Annotated in this window: 18 protein-coding genes; all 18 read right to left on the bottom strand. The window is 40.0% G+C overall.

Annotated features, from left to right (window positions below; translation table 11 throughout):
• Positions 1–91: 91 nt before the first annotated feature.
• Positions 92–1,378: a 3-phosphoshikimate 1-carboxyvinyltransferase gene (gene aroA / locus HCJ30_RS10360; RefSeq protein WP_185392087.1), complete on the bottom strand. Its 1,287-nt coding sequence runs from the start codon at positions 1,376–1,378 to the stop codon at positions 92–94.
• A gap of 13 nt (positions 1,379–1,391) precedes the next feature.
• Complete coding sequence (locus HCJ30_RS10365; RefSeq protein WP_185392088.1) at positions 1,392–2,495, bottom strand: prephenate dehydrogenase; 1,104 nt, start codon at positions 2,493–2,495, stop codon at positions 1,392–1,394.
• 20 nt (positions 2,496–2,515) lie between these two features.
• A complete protein-coding gene (gene hisC, locus HCJ30_RS10370; protein ID WP_185392089.1) occupies positions 2,516–3,598 on the bottom strand; it encodes a histidinol-phosphate transaminase in 1,083 nt (360 codons plus the stop codon).
• Positions 3,598–3,972 carry a chorismate mutase gene (gene aroH / locus HCJ30_RS10375; RefSeq protein WP_185392090.1) on the bottom strand — a complete coding sequence of 125 codons (375 nt, stop codon included), beginning with the start codon at positions 3,970–3,972 and terminating at the stop codon, positions 3,598–3,600. The genes hisC and aroH overlap by 1 nt, the downstream gene beginning before the upstream one ends.
• Complete coding sequence (aroB, locus tag HCJ30_RS10380; protein ID WP_185392091.1) at positions 3,969–5,066, bottom strand: 3-dehydroquinate synthase; 1,098 nt, start codon at positions 5,064–5,066, stop codon at positions 3,969–3,971. Before aroB ends, aroH begins: the two co-directional genes overlap by 4 nt.
• A 2-nt stretch (positions 5,067–5,068) precedes the next feature.
• Complete coding sequence (gene aroC, locus HCJ30_RS10385) at positions 5,069–6,235, bottom strand: chorismate synthase (RefSeq protein ID WP_003723911.1); 1,167 nt, start codon at positions 6,233–6,235, stop codon at positions 5,069–5,071.
• Positions 6,236–6,439: 204 nt separating this feature from the next.
• Positions 6,440–6,883, bottom strand: a complete 444-nt coding sequence (ndk, locus tag HCJ30_RS10390; RefSeq protein ID WP_185392092.1) for a nucleoside-diphosphate kinase — start codon at positions 6,881–6,883, stop codon at positions 6,440–6,442.
• 18 nt (positions 6,884–6,901) lie between these two features.
• Positions 6,902–7,867, bottom strand: a complete 966-nt coding sequence (gene hepT, locus HCJ30_RS10395; RefSeq protein ID WP_185392093.1) for a heptaprenyl diphosphate synthase component II — start codon at positions 7,865–7,867, stop codon at positions 6,902–6,904.
• A gap of 10 nt (positions 7,868–7,877) precedes the next feature.
• Positions 7,878–8,591, bottom strand: a complete 714-nt coding sequence (gene menG, locus HCJ30_RS10400; RefSeq protein WP_185392094.1) for a demethylmenaquinone methyltransferase — start codon at positions 8,589–8,591, stop codon at positions 7,878–7,880.
• A 22-nt stretch (positions 8,592–8,613) separates the two neighbouring features.
• On the bottom strand, positions 8,614–9,381 hold the full coding sequence (locus HCJ30_RS10405) for a heptaprenyl diphosphate synthase component 1 (protein ID WP_185392095.1): 768 nt from the start codon (positions 9,379–9,381) through the stop codon (positions 8,614–8,616).
• 58 nt (positions 9,382–9,439) lie between these two features.
• On the bottom strand, positions 9,440–10,009 hold the full coding sequence (folE, locus tag HCJ30_RS10410; RefSeq protein WP_008948265.1) for a GTP cyclohydrolase I FolE: 570 nt from the start codon (positions 10,007–10,009) through the stop codon (positions 9,440–9,442).
• A gap of 234 nt (positions 10,010–10,243) precedes the next feature.
• The gene (gene hbs, locus HCJ30_RS10415; protein WP_003720260.1) at positions 10,244–10,519 is read right to left on the bottom strand and encodes a non-specific DNA-binding protein Hbs; all 276 of its coding nucleotides are present in this window, start codon (positions 10,517–10,519) and stop codon (positions 10,244–10,246) included.
• Between the two features lie 403 nt (positions 10,520–10,922).
• Positions 10,923–11,903 (bottom strand): tyrosine-protein phosphatase, encoded by a 981-nt coding sequence (locus HCJ30_RS10420; protein ID WP_185392096.1) that lies wholly within the window; start codon positions 11,901–11,903, stop codon positions 10,923–10,925.
• A gap of 102 nt (positions 11,904–12,005) precedes the next feature.
• Complete coding sequence (locus HCJ30_RS10425) at positions 12,006–13,022, bottom strand: NAD(P)H-dependent glycerol-3-phosphate dehydrogenase (protein WP_185392097.1); 1,017 nt, start codon at positions 13,020–13,022, stop codon at positions 12,006–12,008.
• Positions 13,023–13,044: 22 nt separating this feature from the next.
• On the bottom strand, positions 13,045–14,355 hold the full coding sequence (gene der / locus HCJ30_RS10430; RefSeq protein WP_185392098.1) for a ribosome biogenesis GTPase Der: 1,311 nt from the start codon (positions 14,353–14,355) through the stop codon (positions 13,045–13,047).
• A gap of 143 nt (positions 14,356–14,498) precedes the next feature.
• A complete protein-coding gene (rpsA, locus tag HCJ30_RS10435) occupies positions 14,499–15,644 on the bottom strand; it encodes a 30S ribosomal protein S1 (RefSeq protein WP_185392099.1) in 1,146 nt (381 codons plus the stop codon).
• Positions 15,645–16,003: 359 nt separating this feature from the next.
• Complete coding sequence (cmk, locus tag HCJ30_RS10440) at positions 16,004–16,678, bottom strand: (d)CMP kinase (protein WP_008948270.1); 675 nt, start codon at positions 16,676–16,678, stop codon at positions 16,004–16,006.
• A 15-nt stretch (positions 16,679–16,693) separates the two neighbouring features.
• Entirely contained in the window at positions 16,694–17,656 is a 963-nt protein-coding gene (locus HCJ30_RS10445; RefSeq protein ID WP_185392100.1) for an asparaginase, read from the bottom strand.
• Positions 17,657–17,703: the final 47 nt, after the last annotated feature.

Below are 17,703 nucleotides of genomic sequence, written 5' to 3' on the forward strand. Positions count from 1 at the left end.
TACCATTACTTCGCTTATAAGAAAAAATGATTGCCTCTTTGAAATAAAATACCAGTGCCGATATTCTCGCTTTCAGCACTGGTAGAAATGATTATTTTAAAAGGGAACGAATATCTTCAAAGAATGTCGGATAAGAAACAGAAACTGCTTCTGGTCGCTCTAGCTCCACATCGCCTTCTTCGACAAGTAGTGCCGCGATTTGTAACATCATGCCAATACGATGATCGCCGTAACTCGTGACATTAGCCGCATGAAGTGGTGTTTTTCCGCGGATAATTAAGCCGTCTTCGGTTGGCGTAATATCGGCACCCATTTTGTTTAGCTCCGTTGCAACCGCATCAATACGGTTCGTTTCTTTGACTTTTAATTCAGCCGCATCTTTAATGATTGTCGTTCCTTCTGCTTGCGTTGCTAAAAGTGCGATAACTGGAATTTCGTCAATTAAACGAGGAATAATATCGCCGCCAATTTCGGTTCCTTTTAACTCACTCGTTTTCACAACAACCGTACCTGCTAATTTCCCGGTACTTCTGCTGGAATCTTTGACAACTAAACTGCCACCCATTTGCTCTACGACATCAAAAATCCCTGTTCTAGTAGGATTTAAGCCAACATGTGTTAGTTCAATTTCACTTCCCGGCGTGATTAAACCAGCGACGATAAAGAACGCTGCGGAGGAAACATCACCCGGGACAGTCATTTCTTGTCCAGTGAATTTTTGACCACCTTTGACGCGAATTGTTAAACCATCCATTTCGATTTCACCGCCAAATTGGCGAATCATGTGCTCGGTATGGTCACGTGTTTTTTCTTTTTCATGGATAATCGTTTCGCCTTCTGCTTGCAACGCTGCGAAAATAATCGCACTTTTCACTTGCGCGCTAGCAACTGGCATATGATATTCCATTCGTTTTAGCGTTTGCTTACCAACGATTGTAATTGGCGCAAATTCCGAACCATCTTTGCCGTGCATTTTGGCTCCCATTTGTTGTAGTGGAAGCATCACTCGGTTCATTGGACGCTTCGCAATTGATTCATCACCTAAAATGACAGTATCAAAATCTTGTCCTGCTAAAATCCCCATCATTAAACGAATCGTTGTTCCCGAGTTACCAATATCAAGTGGGCCATCCGCTTGTTTTAAGCCATCAAAGCCAGTACCGTGCACAATAATTTCTTCTTCGGTTTCTTCAATTTTTACACCTAGTGCTTTAAAAGCTTTAATTGTTCCAAGGCAATCATCTGCACGTAAGAAATGACGAATGACCGTTTTTCCTTCTGCAATGGCCCCAAACATAATGCTTCGGTGGGACATCGATTTATCTCCAGGGACTGTGATTGCACCAACTAGTCCTTGTTTATTTGTAATTAATTTCATCGTCATTTCGCTCCTATTCGTAATGGCATGTATAGTTACTTCTCGTTTCAATGCAACGTTTCGCCCGGTCCCTGTCTTCATCTGATTGGAAAGTAATTTGTAACACACCGAAAATATCTTCGCGGGTTTCCAAAATCTTAATGTTCGTTAAACTAATTTCTTCTTCGCCCAGATACCTAGTCACTTCCGAAATGACCCCGGGATAATCTGGTACATCGACAAATAAATCGTAAAAGGATGGAATCGCGCCACCTTGATGAACTGGAAGCGAATCGCGAAATTCTTTTGCCCCGTCAAAAAAGGCATAAATCGAAGTAGCGTCTTCACTTCCAAGCATTTCTAGTGCTTGGTTCATACTATCGCGCCAAATTGTCAGCTGCTTCGTTAACGTTTTTTGGTTGCTGATAGAAATATCCGTCCACATTCTTGGATCAGAGGACGCGACCCGGGTAATATCACGAAATCCTCCTGCCGCCAGTCGAAACGCAGCGGGATGTTCTTCTGTAAAACTTTGCGTCTGATTAACTAAAGCCGCCGCCACAATATGTGGTAAATGGCTAAGCATCCCTGTTATTTCATCATGTTCATTCGGTGATAACACTAAAAATTTAGCATTCGTTCCAGCAAGCCATGTTCTAAGCTCTGCGACTTTGTCTTCTGCTACATCTTTCGTTGGCGTTAACAAATAATAGGCATTTTCGAACAATAATTCTTTGGCAGCGCGGACACCACTTTTATGCGAGCCTGCCATTGGATGACCGCCGATAAAAGTAATACCACTTTCCCGAAGTGCCGTGGATGCTTCCATAATGGTTCCTTTTGTACTACCTGTATCAGTAACAATCACATTTTTCTTTAAAGTAAGTTCTGGTAAGCGTGCGAGTAATTGTTCTGTTTCTTTTACTGGACAACAGAAAATAAGTACATCTGCTTTTGGTCCATCTATTAAAATACTTTCGCCAATTTCATCGATGACGCCAAGAGACTTCCCAACTTCTAACGAATGATAGGAAACGTCAATTCCGATGATATGCGCTTCTGGATGTTTGGCTTTAATTGCCAGAGCAATAGAACCGCCAATCAACCCAAGCCCAACAATAACTACCGTCCCTTTCATTCAAAAACGCCTCCAAACACTTACAATAATTTTTCTAAAAGTGCAATTACCGCACTATTTTCTTCTTCTTTTCCGATTGTAATTCGAACAGCTGTTGGAAAACCAAGTGCTGCGCCAGAACGCGTAATATAGCCATTTTTTTCTAAATAGCTAAAAATAGTTCCTGCTTCGATACCCAAATCTATTAAAACAAAATTACCATTCGCCGGATACAGTTTCACTTGTTCAAACTGTTTCGCAAACGCTTCGTATTGTTTAATTCCATTTGCATTAGAAATTCTGCATGCCTCAATAAAAGCTTGATCCTTAATTGCTTCAATCGCTAATTTTTGACCAATGCTTGTCGTGTTAAATGGCGGACGGACAATATTCAGTTGGTTGATGATTTCTTTATCCGCGATACCATAACCGACACGGGCACTAGCCAAGCCGTAAATTTTACTAAAAGTCCGGGTAATAATTAAATTTTTATACGTGCGAATTAGCTTTTCATGTTTTTCAGGTTGAGGTGTCACATATTCAATGTACGCCTCATCTAAAACAACAAGGACATCATTCGGTACTTTGTCTAAGAACGCTTGAATATCCGCTAGCTCAATATAATTCCCAGTCGGGTTATTCGGATTACAAAGCCAAACAATCGTCGTGTTTTCATCCATTGCCTTCAACATACCAGCCAAATCATGCGCACCGTCTTCAAGAAGTGGGATTTCCCTTACTTCCGCACCTTCAATTAACGCATTTTGACGATACTGTACAAACGTTGGTGTCGCCATCACGGTATTTTTCGTCGTATCCAGCAAAACCCGCGTCAACAGCTCAATCAATTCATCGACACCAGCTGTAAAAATCAATTCTTCTTCTTCCAATTGATAAAAATCAGCCACTTCTTTACGTAAGCTAGAAGCCCAGCCATCAGGATAAATTTCTGTTTCCACGCTAGAATTGGCTTGAAGTGCCGCCACTTTTGGAGAAGTTCCTAGCGGGTTTTCGTTGGATGATAGTTTAGTAATTTTCGTTAAACCAAGCTCTGCCATCACTTCTTCTTCGCGTTTCCCAGGTTTATAAGAAGATAGACCTGCAAGTGATTTTTTCCATTTCATTACGCATCCTCCTCTTTTACTAAATCTGGGCGTAGTACTTTTGCTCCTCGTAAGTAGACATGGTTGATGGCTCTGAGTGGCTTATGTAAATCTGTGAATACCATGAAACGAATACACATTGGAAGCGAATTTGGCACAGGGATTTCTTGCATCCCCATCACAGGAACAAATTCAAAACCAGGTGTTTCACGCACGGCCTTCGCTGGAAAAGCAGCAAAAATATCTTCTGTCACCGTAATAATAACCGATGTCAGTTGCTCACTGTCTGTTATCCCATTTTGAGTTAAAATTTCTTCAAATAATTCTTTCGTTGCCGCATAGATTTCTTCTGCTGTATTATGTTCTATTGTTGTTGCCCCACGAATCGCTCTCAAAATATATCGCCTCCATTTCGCATCACACGTTTGTATGTCTCAAAAATCAAGTCATCTTCCGCTTTAAAAATGACCGGTTTGCCAATTTCTTCCAGTAAAACCATACTTATTTCATTAAAAGTGGTTTTCTTATCATGACGCATATTTTCCAGTATCTTGTTAAAAGGCACGGTCGCATCAAAAGTCGTATCATAACCTAACTGGCCTAACCACGTTTTAAATTCTGCTAAATCGAAATCCAGTCCGTAAACTGTCTCACTCATCGTGAGTGCATAAATCATCCCGTAAGTAATCGCCTCACCGTGTAGCCATTTCCCAAAGTTGCCGTAAGCTTCTAGGGCATGCCCAAACGTATGTCCAAAATTCAAATACGCGCGCACACCTTGCTCGGTTTCATCTTGCGCAACGATATTCGCTTTAATTTCAATCCCGCGTTGTAAAAACGGCGTCAAATCCTTCGTATAAAAGTCTTTCGGTTCCGTAAAGGTATCCATTAAGGCCCGTAGTAACGTCTGATCGCTAATAAGCGCATGTTTAATCATTTCCGCAAAACCAGAGCGCATTTCCCGTTCTGGTAAAGTAGCAAAAAACTGCGTATCGTAAATGACCGCTTCTGGCTGGTAAAAGTTACCAATCATGTTTTTGCCAAGTGGATGATTAATCGCGACCTTGCCACCAACCGCACTATCATGCGCGAGAACCGTCGTAGGTACTTGATAAAATGGAATTCCTCTCATATACGTAGCAGCGACAAACCCGCCTAGATCACCAATAACGCCTCCACCAAAAGCAATTAAAACGGCTTTACGATCAAGTCCTGTTTCAATCATTTTTGTCATCACGTCTTCATACACACGGAACGTTTTCGCTTCTTCGCCGTTTGGTGCCACATAATAAGTGACTACAGGTAAATCAGCGAGAACCTCATCAAGTTTCGCTTTATGAAGTTCCGCCACGTGCCCATCCGTTAAGACAAACACGTGAGAAAACTTAGCTAGACTCTCTGTCCATTTTTCCCGAACGTCTTCTAAGGCGAATTCATTAATATATACTGGATATGTTTTACTTTTAGCACGGACTGTAATTTCTGGCATGTTTAAAACTCCTTCGTTAAGTTTCGGTGTTCCTCCACATGTTTTTTAAGCGTATCAAAACGGTCACCATCAAATTTTTCTAAAACAGCTACTGCAACTTCCCAAGCGACAACAGCTTCAGCTACTACGCTTGCGGCAGGTACTGCACAACTATCGGAACGTTCTACACTTGCATTAAATGTTTCTTTAGAATCAATATCGACACTTTGAAGTGGTTTGTATAAAGTTGGGATTGGTTTCATTACGCCACGCACAACGATTGGCATACCATTTGTCATTCCGCCTTCAAATCCCCCAAGATTATTTGTACGTCTTGTGTAGCCATCTTCTTTACTCCATAAAATTTCATCCATCACTTCGCTACCAGGTTTTCTAGCAGCCTCAAAACCGACACCGAATTCAGCGCCTTTAAATGCATTGATACTTACAATCGCACGAGCAATTTTCGCATCTAATTTTTTATCCCATTGAACGTAGCTACCAAGTCCAGCTGGTACACCGCCAACAACTACTTCGACGATTCCGCCAATCGTGTCGCCATTTTTTTTCGCGTCATCAATTTTTTGCATCATTTCTTCTGCAGCCACGCCGTCTAAACAACGCACTGGGGAAGCTTCCGATGTTTCTTGAATTTCTGCTACAGCATAATCACGTGTTAAATTCGCACGCGTGCCACCAATTTCAAGTACATGACCAGCAACTTCAATACCTAGTTCGTGCAATAGTTTTTTCGCTACTGCACCAGCTGCCACACGGACAGTCGTTTCGCGCGCGCTAGAACGTTCTAGTACGTTACGCATATCGTTATGACCATATTTCATACCGCCAACCAAATCCGCATGTCCTGGACGCGGACGAGATACGCGACGAGATTTTTCATTTTTTTCAGGAACTGGTTCAATGCTCATTACCGTTTCCCAATGTTTCCAGTCTTTATTTTCAACAAACATTGCTACAGGTGCGCCTAATGTTTTGCCATGACGAATTCCTGCCGTGATTTGTACTTGGTCTTTTTCGATACGCATACGCGCTCCTCGACCATGTCCACCTTGTCTTCTTTTTAACTCTTTGTTAACATCTTCTGCAAGTAGAGGCATTCCTGCTGGTAACCCTTCAATAATAGTTGTAAGCCCCGGTCCGTGTGATTCTCCTGCCGTTAAGTATCTCATCTGCTCATCTCTCCTTTTTCTATTTCAGCTAGGTATTTCTAGCGTTTATATTTTAGCGCTTTAAAGTATATGTGTAATATCTTAACATATGCCAAGCGAGAACACAATACTTTCGTTTCATTCTTTCATCTTACCAAAAAACCGCATGAAATGGTAATTTCTCTATGAAAAAAGAGCCTAGGTTTCCCTAAACTCTGAACTATGTTAAATCCAAGTGTCGATTGCTTTTTGATAACTTAAAATTTCATGCGGTGCAAAAAACAGTTGAATTTCCCGTTTTGCACTTTCTGGGCTATCTGAGCCATGAATCACATTTCGATTAGTATGTATCGCATAATCCGCGCGAATAGTTCCAGGATCTGCTTCTAACGGATTCGTTTTCCCCATCATTCGGCGCGCAGTCGTAATCGCCCCGTCACCTTCTAACACCATCGCAAATACAGGTCCAGAAGTGATAAAGCCAATTAAATCCTCGAAAAAAGGTTTTCCAATATGTTCCGCATAATGTTTTTCTGCTAGTTCGCGGTCAATTTGCATTAATTTTCCAGCAACAAGTTTCAAGCCTTTTTTCTCAATTCTTGCTACAATTTCACCAATAAGTCCTCGTTCCACGCCATCCGGCTTAACCATTACATAAGTTTGTTCCATATAGAATCCTCCCTCACGTTAATAATTTCTTTTATCTAAAACACGAACGATTTGCTTCAGTGGTTTTAATTCAGGCACTTGCGGCAACGAATCGAGTATTGCTACTGCTTTTTTTAAGTAAGCTGTGGCGATATCTTCGGCCTGTTTTGCCCCTGCTTTCTTGACTGCTTCCACTAAAACGGCAATTTCTTCTGCTGGGGTTTCCTCTGTAACCTGGCTGATACGTTTTTTTAGAAAAGGATCTTCCATTGCGAAAAATACTGGCAACGTCACATTTCCTTGTCTTAAATCTTCTCCAGCTGGTTTACCGAGTTCTTTTTCTGTGCCAACAAAATCAAGTACATCGTCCGTAATTTGAAACGCCATACCAACATAATAACCAAAACGATATAACTTCTGATAATCTGCTTCACTTTGACCTGAAACAACGCCACCAAGTCCACAACTAGCTGCAATAAGTAAGGCTGTTTTTCGTTTAATTCGGCGTAAATAATTACGCACACTTTGGTCAAAATTGTACTTATCTTTTAACTGTTCGATTTCACCAGTAGAAAGTTCTACGGTAACATGTGATAACATTTTATGCGCGGCAACGTCTTTAATTTCGGTCATATATTCGAGTGACTTGGCAAACAAAAAGTCGCCGGTATACATCGCGATATGGTTGCCCCACTTCGATTTAATCGTCTCGCGTCCACGTCTTAAATCCGCATCATCCACCACATCATCATGCACAATCGATGCCATATGGATTAATTCAATTGCTACACTTGCATTTTTCACAGCATCAAAATCCGCATCTGCAGCAAGTCGTGCAGACAAACAAACGAACATCGGTCTAATTCGTTTCCCGCCAGCCTCTAACAAATGAAGTGCCGCATCCGAAGTCGTTTCAGCAGCTGCGCCAGAAAGAGCTTTTTTAAGTTCTTTTTCCACTGAGTCAATGTCTTTTTGCATATTTGCATATAAAAAGTTAAGTTTCATGCTTGCCACCTTATTGTTCCTTCTTTTTAAATCCAAAGTGGGTTGCACTCGCGCCGCCACTGTGTGAAATATATCTTACGTATGAAAACCCGGCTTCTTGAAACATCTCCGCAAGTCGTGCCATTCCTGGAAACTCGCGCGTTGATTCTTGTAACCAGCTATATTCTTTATAACTCTTCGCAAAAAATTTCCCGAAAACAGGCATCACGTAACGGAAATAAGCATTAAACACTTGTTTCCATCCGGGAATATTAGGTTGCGACGTATCGATACACGCAAGCTGTCCACCCGGTTTTAACACACGGTACATTTCTTGCAGCACTTGCATATAATCGGGTACATTTCGAAGCCCAAAGCCAATCGTCACATAGTCAAAACTATTATCTGGAAAAGGTAATTCCATTGCATTCCCGTGAATAAGTTCCACATTGTGCAAATCTGCTTCGGCTACTTTCTCGCGACCAACTTTTAGCATATTTTCACTAAAATCAAGTCCCGTCACATGACCTTCTGGGCCAATTTCTTCCGCCATCATAATCGACCAATCTGCCGTTCCACAGCAAACATCCAGAACATTCGTCCCTTTTTGAACACGCATTAGCTTCATTGTTTCTTTGCGCCATTTCACATGTAGTTTAAAACTAATTACACTATTCATTCGGTCATAACTTGGGGAAATTTTCTCAAATACTTTATGTACTTTTTCTTCTTTAGTTTCCGTCATATCCCGAATCTCCTTCTATTTATCAGTCGTTAAGAACTTCGATGATTCTTTTTTCCAGTATATTAGAAAGCGGTTCGGACTTATCTTTCAGCCGTTCCACTTCACTTTTCACATCACGAATAATCGCCACTAACCAACTCTCAAAATTAGTTACAGCTTCTTTCGCAAAATAACCATGATCAAACGCGCGCTTCAACCTAGACGCACCAATTTCCTTGTAAGTAGCAAGTTCCATTTGAAGTCTTTTAAGTAAAAAGAACTGGCAACCTAGCGCGATAAAAGTTTCATCTTTCATAAAGTACTTCGCAAACTTAGCAAAAATCGCCGCATTCGTCAAAGTAAGTTGAGATAGAAATTCTTCATCTGTCGCTACATGTAATTGATAAATATTAGTTTTGGCCGTGTTTGTTTCTTGGACACCATTTTGCAAGGCCCGCAGTAGTGGAATCATTTCTAATTCAGCAAGCGTGCGATAATAGAGTGCGCTATAAAAATCTCCAGCGAGAACCGTCAGCTCTTGCTCTTTGCGAGTCAGCTGCACAACATCATCTGGTTCATCGATTTTTTCATGTGTATCATGCGCCAAAATCATGTACAGCGTTGCACTAACGACGCGATATGCAGAAGCATCAGTCAAATCAGAGCCAGAAATCGCTTCATGAAGAAATAGCATTTGATCTTTGTCCATTTGCCCGCCTTCATTATTCTCTTGTAAATACTGATAGACTGCTTGCTCATGTACCAACTGCTCCACTTCCTTTAGCCCAGCCTCTCTTGCCTGATAAGTCATTTAACAATCCCCTTTGAATCTCCTTATTACGTAAAATAAATTATACCATAAAGGATATTTAATTATGCTTAATTAAAGCCAAAACTTCACTTCTAAGCTTATCGTCATTTTTAAAAGCGCCTCGAACAGCACTTGTAATTGTTTTTGTTCCTGGTTTATTGACACCGCGGATTGTCATGCACATATGCTCTGCTTCCATGATGACCATCACACCAAGCGGTTTTAGTTTGTCCATCATAATCTCTGCAACATTCGTTGTAATACGTTCTTGCAGTTGTGGACGGCGACTCACATCATCTACCACGCGCGCAAGTTTGCTAAGACCAGCAACTCTTCCATTTTGTGGTAAATACGCAACGTGAGCTACTCCGAAAAAAGGGACAAGATGATGTTCACACATAGACGAAAAACGAATGTCTTTCACAAGCACTAATTCTTCATGTTGTTCTTCAAAAATGGTATCGAAATGAACAGAAGGATCTTTTTTAAGTCCAGAAAACACTTCTTCATACATACGAGCTACTCGCATTGGTGTATCAATCAATCCTTCACGTTCTGGATTTTCTCCTACTGCTTCTAAAATAACTTTTACCGCGTCAGCAATCTTTTGTTTGTCTATTTGCTCCATCCTTAATTCCCCTATCTTTTTAGCATTATATACCTTGTATATCTTAACACAGCCGAACTTCAAGGTAAATTTAATTTGCTTGAATTAGTGATAATAATAGGGTTTTTTTGCTTTCGTAATTATATTCCCTATTTCTAAAACAGAAAACCACTAAAAATGGACATAAAAAAACTAGCCTAGCTTAATTATAAAATTAAGGCCAGACTAGAGTTAGTGCTTAAAAGTCTATGTAGCTTATTTAACAGCTTCTTTAAGCGCTTTACCAGGTTTGAAAGCTGGTACTTTACTTGCAGGGATGTCGATTTCTTCTTTAGTACGAGGGTTACGGCCTTTACGGGCAGCACGTTCACGTACTTCAAAGTTACCAAATCCGATTAATTGAACTTTTTCACCTTTAGATAAAGAAGTTTGAATAGTTTCGAATACAGCTTCTACTGCTTTCGCTGCGTCTTTTTTAGAAAGATCAGCTAGTTCAGCAACGCTATTTACTAAATCAGTTTTATTTGCCATTGTGTTTTTCACCTCCTTCACAGAATACTACAAAATAAGCAGGCACTAGATGGTACCTGTATTTCTCTTTTTTTCCAAAAACTTGGAAATCTAAGGAGAATCATGACTGAAATGGCTTAACTACAAGCCTTAACAGTAATTCTGATAAAAGATTATCACATAATCCTTACAACTGCAAGGAATAATGCCAAACTGACACCGTTTCTTAACATTTTCAATCACAAACTTTTTTCTTTAAATGCTTGAAAACGTGATAGTATCAACCTGTTATCCATAATACTAACTTGGAAGCCTTAGAATAGCAAGCGATACCACCACAATCGGCTAAAATAGTTCTTTTTTCATAAAAATATGTGTAAATTTGTGGCTATTACCTGAAAACTCTAGGTTTCTGAGCCTAGTTTTATTCTAACATTTCTTTCTGGAAAGCTGCTTTTTCTGCTGCAGTAATTCCGATTCCTTTTTCTAAATAATTCGCTACAGAACCATATTGTTTTTTCATTTCATCAAAAGCAATTTCTAAATACTCCGGACGTGCTTCTGCCATTGGACGGAATGTTTCTAAGTCGATTTTTTCAGATCCATTCGAAAATAGCGCCACAATTCCACCCATTTCTCGTAAAATGTCATCCTGATAGCGATTAGTGATGGCATAATCGTCGAAAATCGTTTTTTCTGGCACATCTAGCAATGTTAATAATAATGCCCCTAAGACGCCTGTACGGTCTTTTCCGGCGGTGCAATGGAATACGAATGGAAGTCCCGCTTTGGCATCTTCTAAAACTTCTGTAAAAATTTCTTTAAAACCTTCAACTGACTGAACGAATACACGATAACTTTCGCCCATGAGTGGCTCATAAATAGTTTTGTCGTCAGTTACTGGTAGCTTAGTTTCTTCGTTTTTGGCTGTACCGATTGGAATATGCTTATTTAGCACCCCTTCAATTGCCGGCGTAGGTTGCGCTTTTACTTCCGAACTACTGCGCAAGTCACAAATCCATTTAATATGTAATTTTTGAAGCAAGGCTGCATCCGCTTCGTTAATATTTACTAAATTAGAAGAACGATATAACTTGCCCCATTTCACGTGTTTACCATTTTTGGACTCATAACCGCCCATATCGCGAAAATTAAAGACACTTTCGAGTGGTAAAATCCGTTCTGAAACAACTGTTTTATCTCCGTTTGGCGCCTGTAACAAGAAATACACGGGAATGTCCTGTGTTTCATAAGTAAAGTGATCAACCTCACTAGTCACCTTAAAAACAGGCTCACTTTTTGCTTCTAGGCTAGGACTACTGCTTACAAAAACCACTGTTCCTGCGCTGACTTCTTCCTTTTTCCACGTTAATGTTACGGCTTTATCTGTACGAGTAACTTCCATATTTTCCACCTACTTTGTATTATTTGGCTCTTCTGCTTCATTTTAGCATATTTCACAAAAAAAGAGCCAAAATAAGCGAATAGCCTATCTTGACTCTTTCTATTAAAATGATTCTTTTTCGATTTTCTTTTTACGACCCATTAATAAATCAACTGCTTCACGAGCATCTTTATTTTCAAATAAAATCGCGTAGATCGATTCGGTAATTGGCATATCAATGTCTAGTTTTTTCGCCCAACCATGTACTGCTTTGGCTGTTCGAACACCTTCCACGACCATGCCCATTTTTTCTAATACTTCATCTAAATTCTCGCCTTTACCAAGCATGTTCCCAGCGCGCCAATTACGTGAGTGCACACTCGTACAAGTAACAATCAAGTCACCAATACCAGTTAGCCCGTAGAAGGTTTGCGGATTAGAGCCCACAGCAACGCCGAGACGAGTGATTTCTGCCATTCCGCGAGTCATTAGTGCGGCTTTCGCATTATCGCCGTAACCAAGGCCATCAGAGATTCCTGCGCCTAGTGCGATAATATTTTTCAGCGCGCCACCAATTTCAGCGCCAATCACATCATCATTCGTATAAATGCGTAAGTTGTTATTGATAAAACGATCTTGAACGATTTCTGCGGCCGTTAAATCTTTACAGCTCGCACAAAGTGTTGTTGGATGACGAAGCGCCACTTCTTCCGCATGACTTGGTCCAGAAAGAACAACAAGTGCTTTGCGTTTTGCTGCGTCCACTTCTTCTTCAATCACTTCGGACATTCTAAGATTCGTTTCAGGTTCAATCCCTTTACTTACATGCACTAAAATAGTCGGTTCTTTTAACGCTTCATTCAGCTGTTTACAAACGATACGCATCGCATTTGTTGGAATAGCAATCACGACAATTTCTGCACCATCAATCGCTTCATCAAGTGATAATGTCGCTTTTACCTCAGTTGGTAAAATAATATCTGGCAAATAGTGACTATTCGTGTGCGATTCGTTAATTTCATTCACAATTTTATCTAAGTTTCCCCAAATAACTGGTTTATGATTATTATCGGCTAGGACAAGTGCAAGACCTGTTCCCCAACTTCCAGCGCCAAGAATAGCTACTTTTTTCTGTGTCATTATATTTTTCCTCCCGAAAACTTTACTTACGCTTACGAGCAATTACTCGAATTGGCGTACCCTCAAACGGAAATGCTTCTCTAATTCGGTTTTCTAGGAAACGTTCATAAGAGAAATGCATTAGTTCTGGATCATTAACAAATACAACAAATGTCGGTGGTTTAACAGCCACTTGTGTTGTATAGAAGATTTTAAGGCGTTTACCTTTGTCCATTGGTGAAGGATTCATTGCAACCGCATCACTAATAACATCATTTAGCATACTTGATTGTACACGTAATGAATGGTTGTCGCTTACTTGGTTAATGAGTGGGAATAAATTATTTAAGCGTTGTTTTGTTTTAGCAGATACATAGACAATTGGTGCATAACTCAAGAATTGGAATTGCTCCCGAATATCCTCTGTCCATACATTAATTGTTTTTTCGTCTTTACTAATTGCATCCCATTTATTTACAACAATAATAATCGCACGTCCGGCATCATGCGCATATCCAGCAATTCGTTTGTCTTGCTCACGAATACCTTCTTCTGCGTTGATAACCACAAGAACAACGTCCGAGCGTTCAATGGCTCTCATTGCACGAAGCACACTATATTTCTCTGTGCTCTCATACACTTTCCCACGTTTTCGCATTCCGGCAGTATCAATCATGACATAATCTTGGCCGTCGAATGTATAAGTTGTATCAATGGCATCACGTGTCGTTCCAGCAATATCCGAAACAATCACGCGGTCTTCCCCAAGCAGTGCATTTAGAATGGAAGATTTACCAACATTTGGTCGACCAATCAAACTGAATTTCACTGTATCATCTGGATACTCTTCCTCTTCTTCTTTTGGAAAATGAGCGCGAACAGCATCAAGCATATCGCCAAGCCCTAGACCATGCGAACCAGAAATTGGATACGGCTCACCAAACCCAAGTGCGTAAAAATCATAAATCTGATCACGCATTTCTGGGTTATCTACTTTATTAATCGCTAAAACAATTGGTTTATTAGACCGGTAAAGAATTTTTGCTACTTGTTCGTCTGCATCGGTAACCCCTTCACGACCATTGGTAATAAAAATAATTACGTCTGCTTCATCAATTGCGATTTCCGCTTGTGCGCGAATTTGCTCTAAGAATGGTTCGTCGGAAAGATCAATACCACCTGTATCAATAATGTTAAATTCTTTTCCAAGCCATTCCGCTGAATTATATATGCGGTCACGTGTCACACCGGGAACATCTTCCACTATGGAAACACGTTCACCAACGATTCTGTTAAAAATAGTCGATTTGCCAACGTTTGGACGTCCGACAATCGCTACAACTGGTTTTGCCATTATTTCACCTTCTTTTTTCTCGAATCCTATTTATCAAACTTTCTTTAGTTTATCAGTAAAATAGCTTACTGGCAATGAAAAGTTCGATTTCAAAAAGAAAAAGAGCCTATGGGAACAGTCTCCCTAGGCTCTTTTGGATACAATTATTTATCGTCGTTTTGAAGACCTTTTAGTTTATCACCAATTAAATCGCTCATTTGGAATCCAGTATTCTCTTCTGGAAGTTCATAATCAGCTTCTTCGACCGGCGCATCTTGTAAATCTTTAATACTTAAAGATAAGCGTTGATCTGCTTCATTTACTTCAAGTACTTTCACTTCTACTGTTTGGCCTTCTGAAAGGACTTCTTGTGGTGTCCCGATATGTTCGTGAGAGATTTGCGAAATGTGAACTAAACCTTCTACTCCTGGGAATATTTCCACAAATGCACCAAAAGTAACTAGACGAACTACTTTTCCTTCTAAAACAGAACCAACAGGCGCTTTTTCAGCAATGCCGTCCCAAGGTCCAGGTAAGTTCGCTTTAATAGAAAGAGAAATACGTTCATTTTCAGGATCAATCCCGATAACTTTAACGGTTACTTTTTGTCCTTCTTCAAGTACTTCTTGTGGTGTTGCAATATGTTTATAAGAAATTTGTGAGATGTGAACTAATCCGTCCACGCCACCGATATCAACGAATGCACCGAAATTAGCTAAGCGTTGAACTGTACCTTCAATCACGTCGCCTTCTTTGATTTCGCTTAGTAACGCTTGTTTTTGACTAGCTTTTTCTGTTTCCACAACTGCACGATGACTTAAAATTACTCGGTTATTTTCTGGTTCAAATTCTACTACTTTGAACGTAAGGGTTGTTCCTTTGTAATCGGCGAAATCTTCCACAAAATGATCTTCTACTAAAGAAGCTGGAACAAATGCACGAACACCAAGATCAACAACTAATCCGCCTTTTACAACGTCACTAACTACCGCTTCGAATACCTCACCAGATTCAAATTTGGCTTTAATATCATCAGATGCTTTTTCGGCATCCACTTTTCTTTTAGATAAAACAAGTACATCGTCTTCTACTTTAGTGACAATCAAATCAAGTGTGTCGCCTACGCTTACAACGTCAGAAGCTGTCTCCACATGTATATTGGAAAGTTCACTTATTGGAACGACACCATCCAGTTTGCTATCGGGAATACCAACATAAACTTGTTTATCTTCCACGCTTGTAACTGTGCCAGTGACTTTGTCTCCTTCTTCAAAATTTCTAACTTCTACATCAAATAAATCTTCAGACATGTGTAGCCCTCCATTCGTTAGTCGAATTTTAGGAGTTTCTAATTCAGAAGCAACCTTCACGCTCGCCTCATCTGCTTGACTAGTTTTCCTAGATAGGCAAATTCCGATTAATTAAAGAAAAAATATCAAATACACCTTCTGTAAAACTGATCTTCCAGCTAGAAAATCCTATCAAGATACTTTTCACAAAGTAAAAAATCTCTCTTATAACATCCTACAAATCAGCACATTTGTCAAGCTCTTTTAAGGGGGTGAAAATGCCTATAGGGCGTGAAATCGCTCAGTTTGTTTGGGCTTTCAAGCTTAAATTAAAAAAGTGCTCCATTCCTTTTTAGTTAAGAAAATGTAGCACTTTTTCATCAATTATTGATTTTTAGTTCAGCTAGTGAAAGAATTTTATTGGCAACTTCGTCAATCGACATGGATGTTGTATCTACCTCAATTGCATCGTCCGCTTTTTTCAGTGGAGAATGTTCTCTTGTATAATCCAAGTGATCGCGTTCTTCAATTTCTTTTTTGAGTTGGTTTAAGTCTCCGGCAAAACCTTTCGCCATATTTTCTTTATAACGACGTTCTGCGCGTTCTTCTACACTCGCTAGTAAAAAGATTTTTAGTTCGGCATTTGGAAGAACCGCTGTACCGATATCGCGACCGTCCATGACAATTCCGCCTTCTGTTGCGAATACTTGTTGGCGTTTTTGCAAAGCTTCACGAATGGCCGGATGTGCCGCAACGATGGATACGTGATTTGTTACTTCTAATGAGCGAATCACTTCCGTCACATTTTCCTCGCCTACAAATACTTGCTGTACTTCGCCCGGTTCAAAACGAATAACCGTTTTTTCTAATAAAGCCGCAATAGCTTTTTCGTCGTCATATGCAAGGTTATTTTGTAAAGCGATATATGTTACCGCGCGATACATAGCACCCGTGTCGATATAAACAAAACGCAATTTTTTCGCAACGATTTTCGCTACAGTACTTTTCCCCGCTGCAGCTGGCCCATCAATTGCGATACATATCTTTTTAGTCATAGAATAAAACTCCTTTTATCTGAAATTGGTTTGATTAATTTCTTCTTGGGATGCTAAAAGTACCATTAGTTTCATCCGCGCTTTCTTGCTATCATAATCTTTTCCTAAAATAACGCCCCGATTATACAAGTCGAATGTGCTACCTTCATAATCATAGGTCGTGTATACATTGCCTTCTTCGGCGCTTGTTGTAATAACGACTGGAATTCCAGCATCTAAAGCGCGAATAATTGCTGGCATCATTTTGGGTGCAACCTGACCGCGACCGACGCCTTCCAAAACAATACCACCAACGCCTTTATCAATTGCTGCATCGATAAACAAACCGTCCGCACCTATGTAACATTTAATGACAACCACGTCTGGAAGATCTAAGCGAATATCAAAACACTCATGCTCAAGCGGTTTTTGATAAAGAAAAACTTGATCATTATCAATGATGCCAAGATAACCAAAACCAAACGCGCTAAACCCTTGAATATTAGACGCATGAACTTTTTTAACGTATCTAGCTGCGAAAATCCGTTCATTGAAAACAACAACGGTACCCGCTTGACGTAAATTTATTTCACATGCCGTGTAAATAGCATGACGGATATTAACGTAAGCATCCGTCCCCGGTTCTTCTGGCGCACGCTGCGAACCAGTTACAACGACCGGTCTCGCATCAGTTACTGCAAGATCGAGAAAATAGGCTGTTTCTTCTAATGAATCTGTTCCGTGTGTCACAACAATACCATCATATGTTTCATCCATGAAAATAGATTCAATTAGTTGCTTTAAACTGATTAAATCCGGAAGTGTAATATGCATAGATGGGAGTTGAAAAGTCGAATAGATGTCTATTTGAATTTCTGTTGGTAATTGGCATAATGCAGCTAATTCTTCTCCAGATAATTCACCTGATGCAAGTTTTCCTGATGCTGTTTTCTTACTTGCAATCGTACCGCCTGTTGTAATTAGTGCCACTTTTGCCATGGTTATTTCCCCCTACATTTTCCATTTAAACAAACAAATGAGTCTCG

It is taken from the genome of Listeria cossartiae subsp. cossartiae (genome assembly GCF_014224155.1).
GTDB lineage: Bacteria > Bacillota > Bacilli > Lactobacillales > Listeriaceae > Listeria > Listeria cossartiae.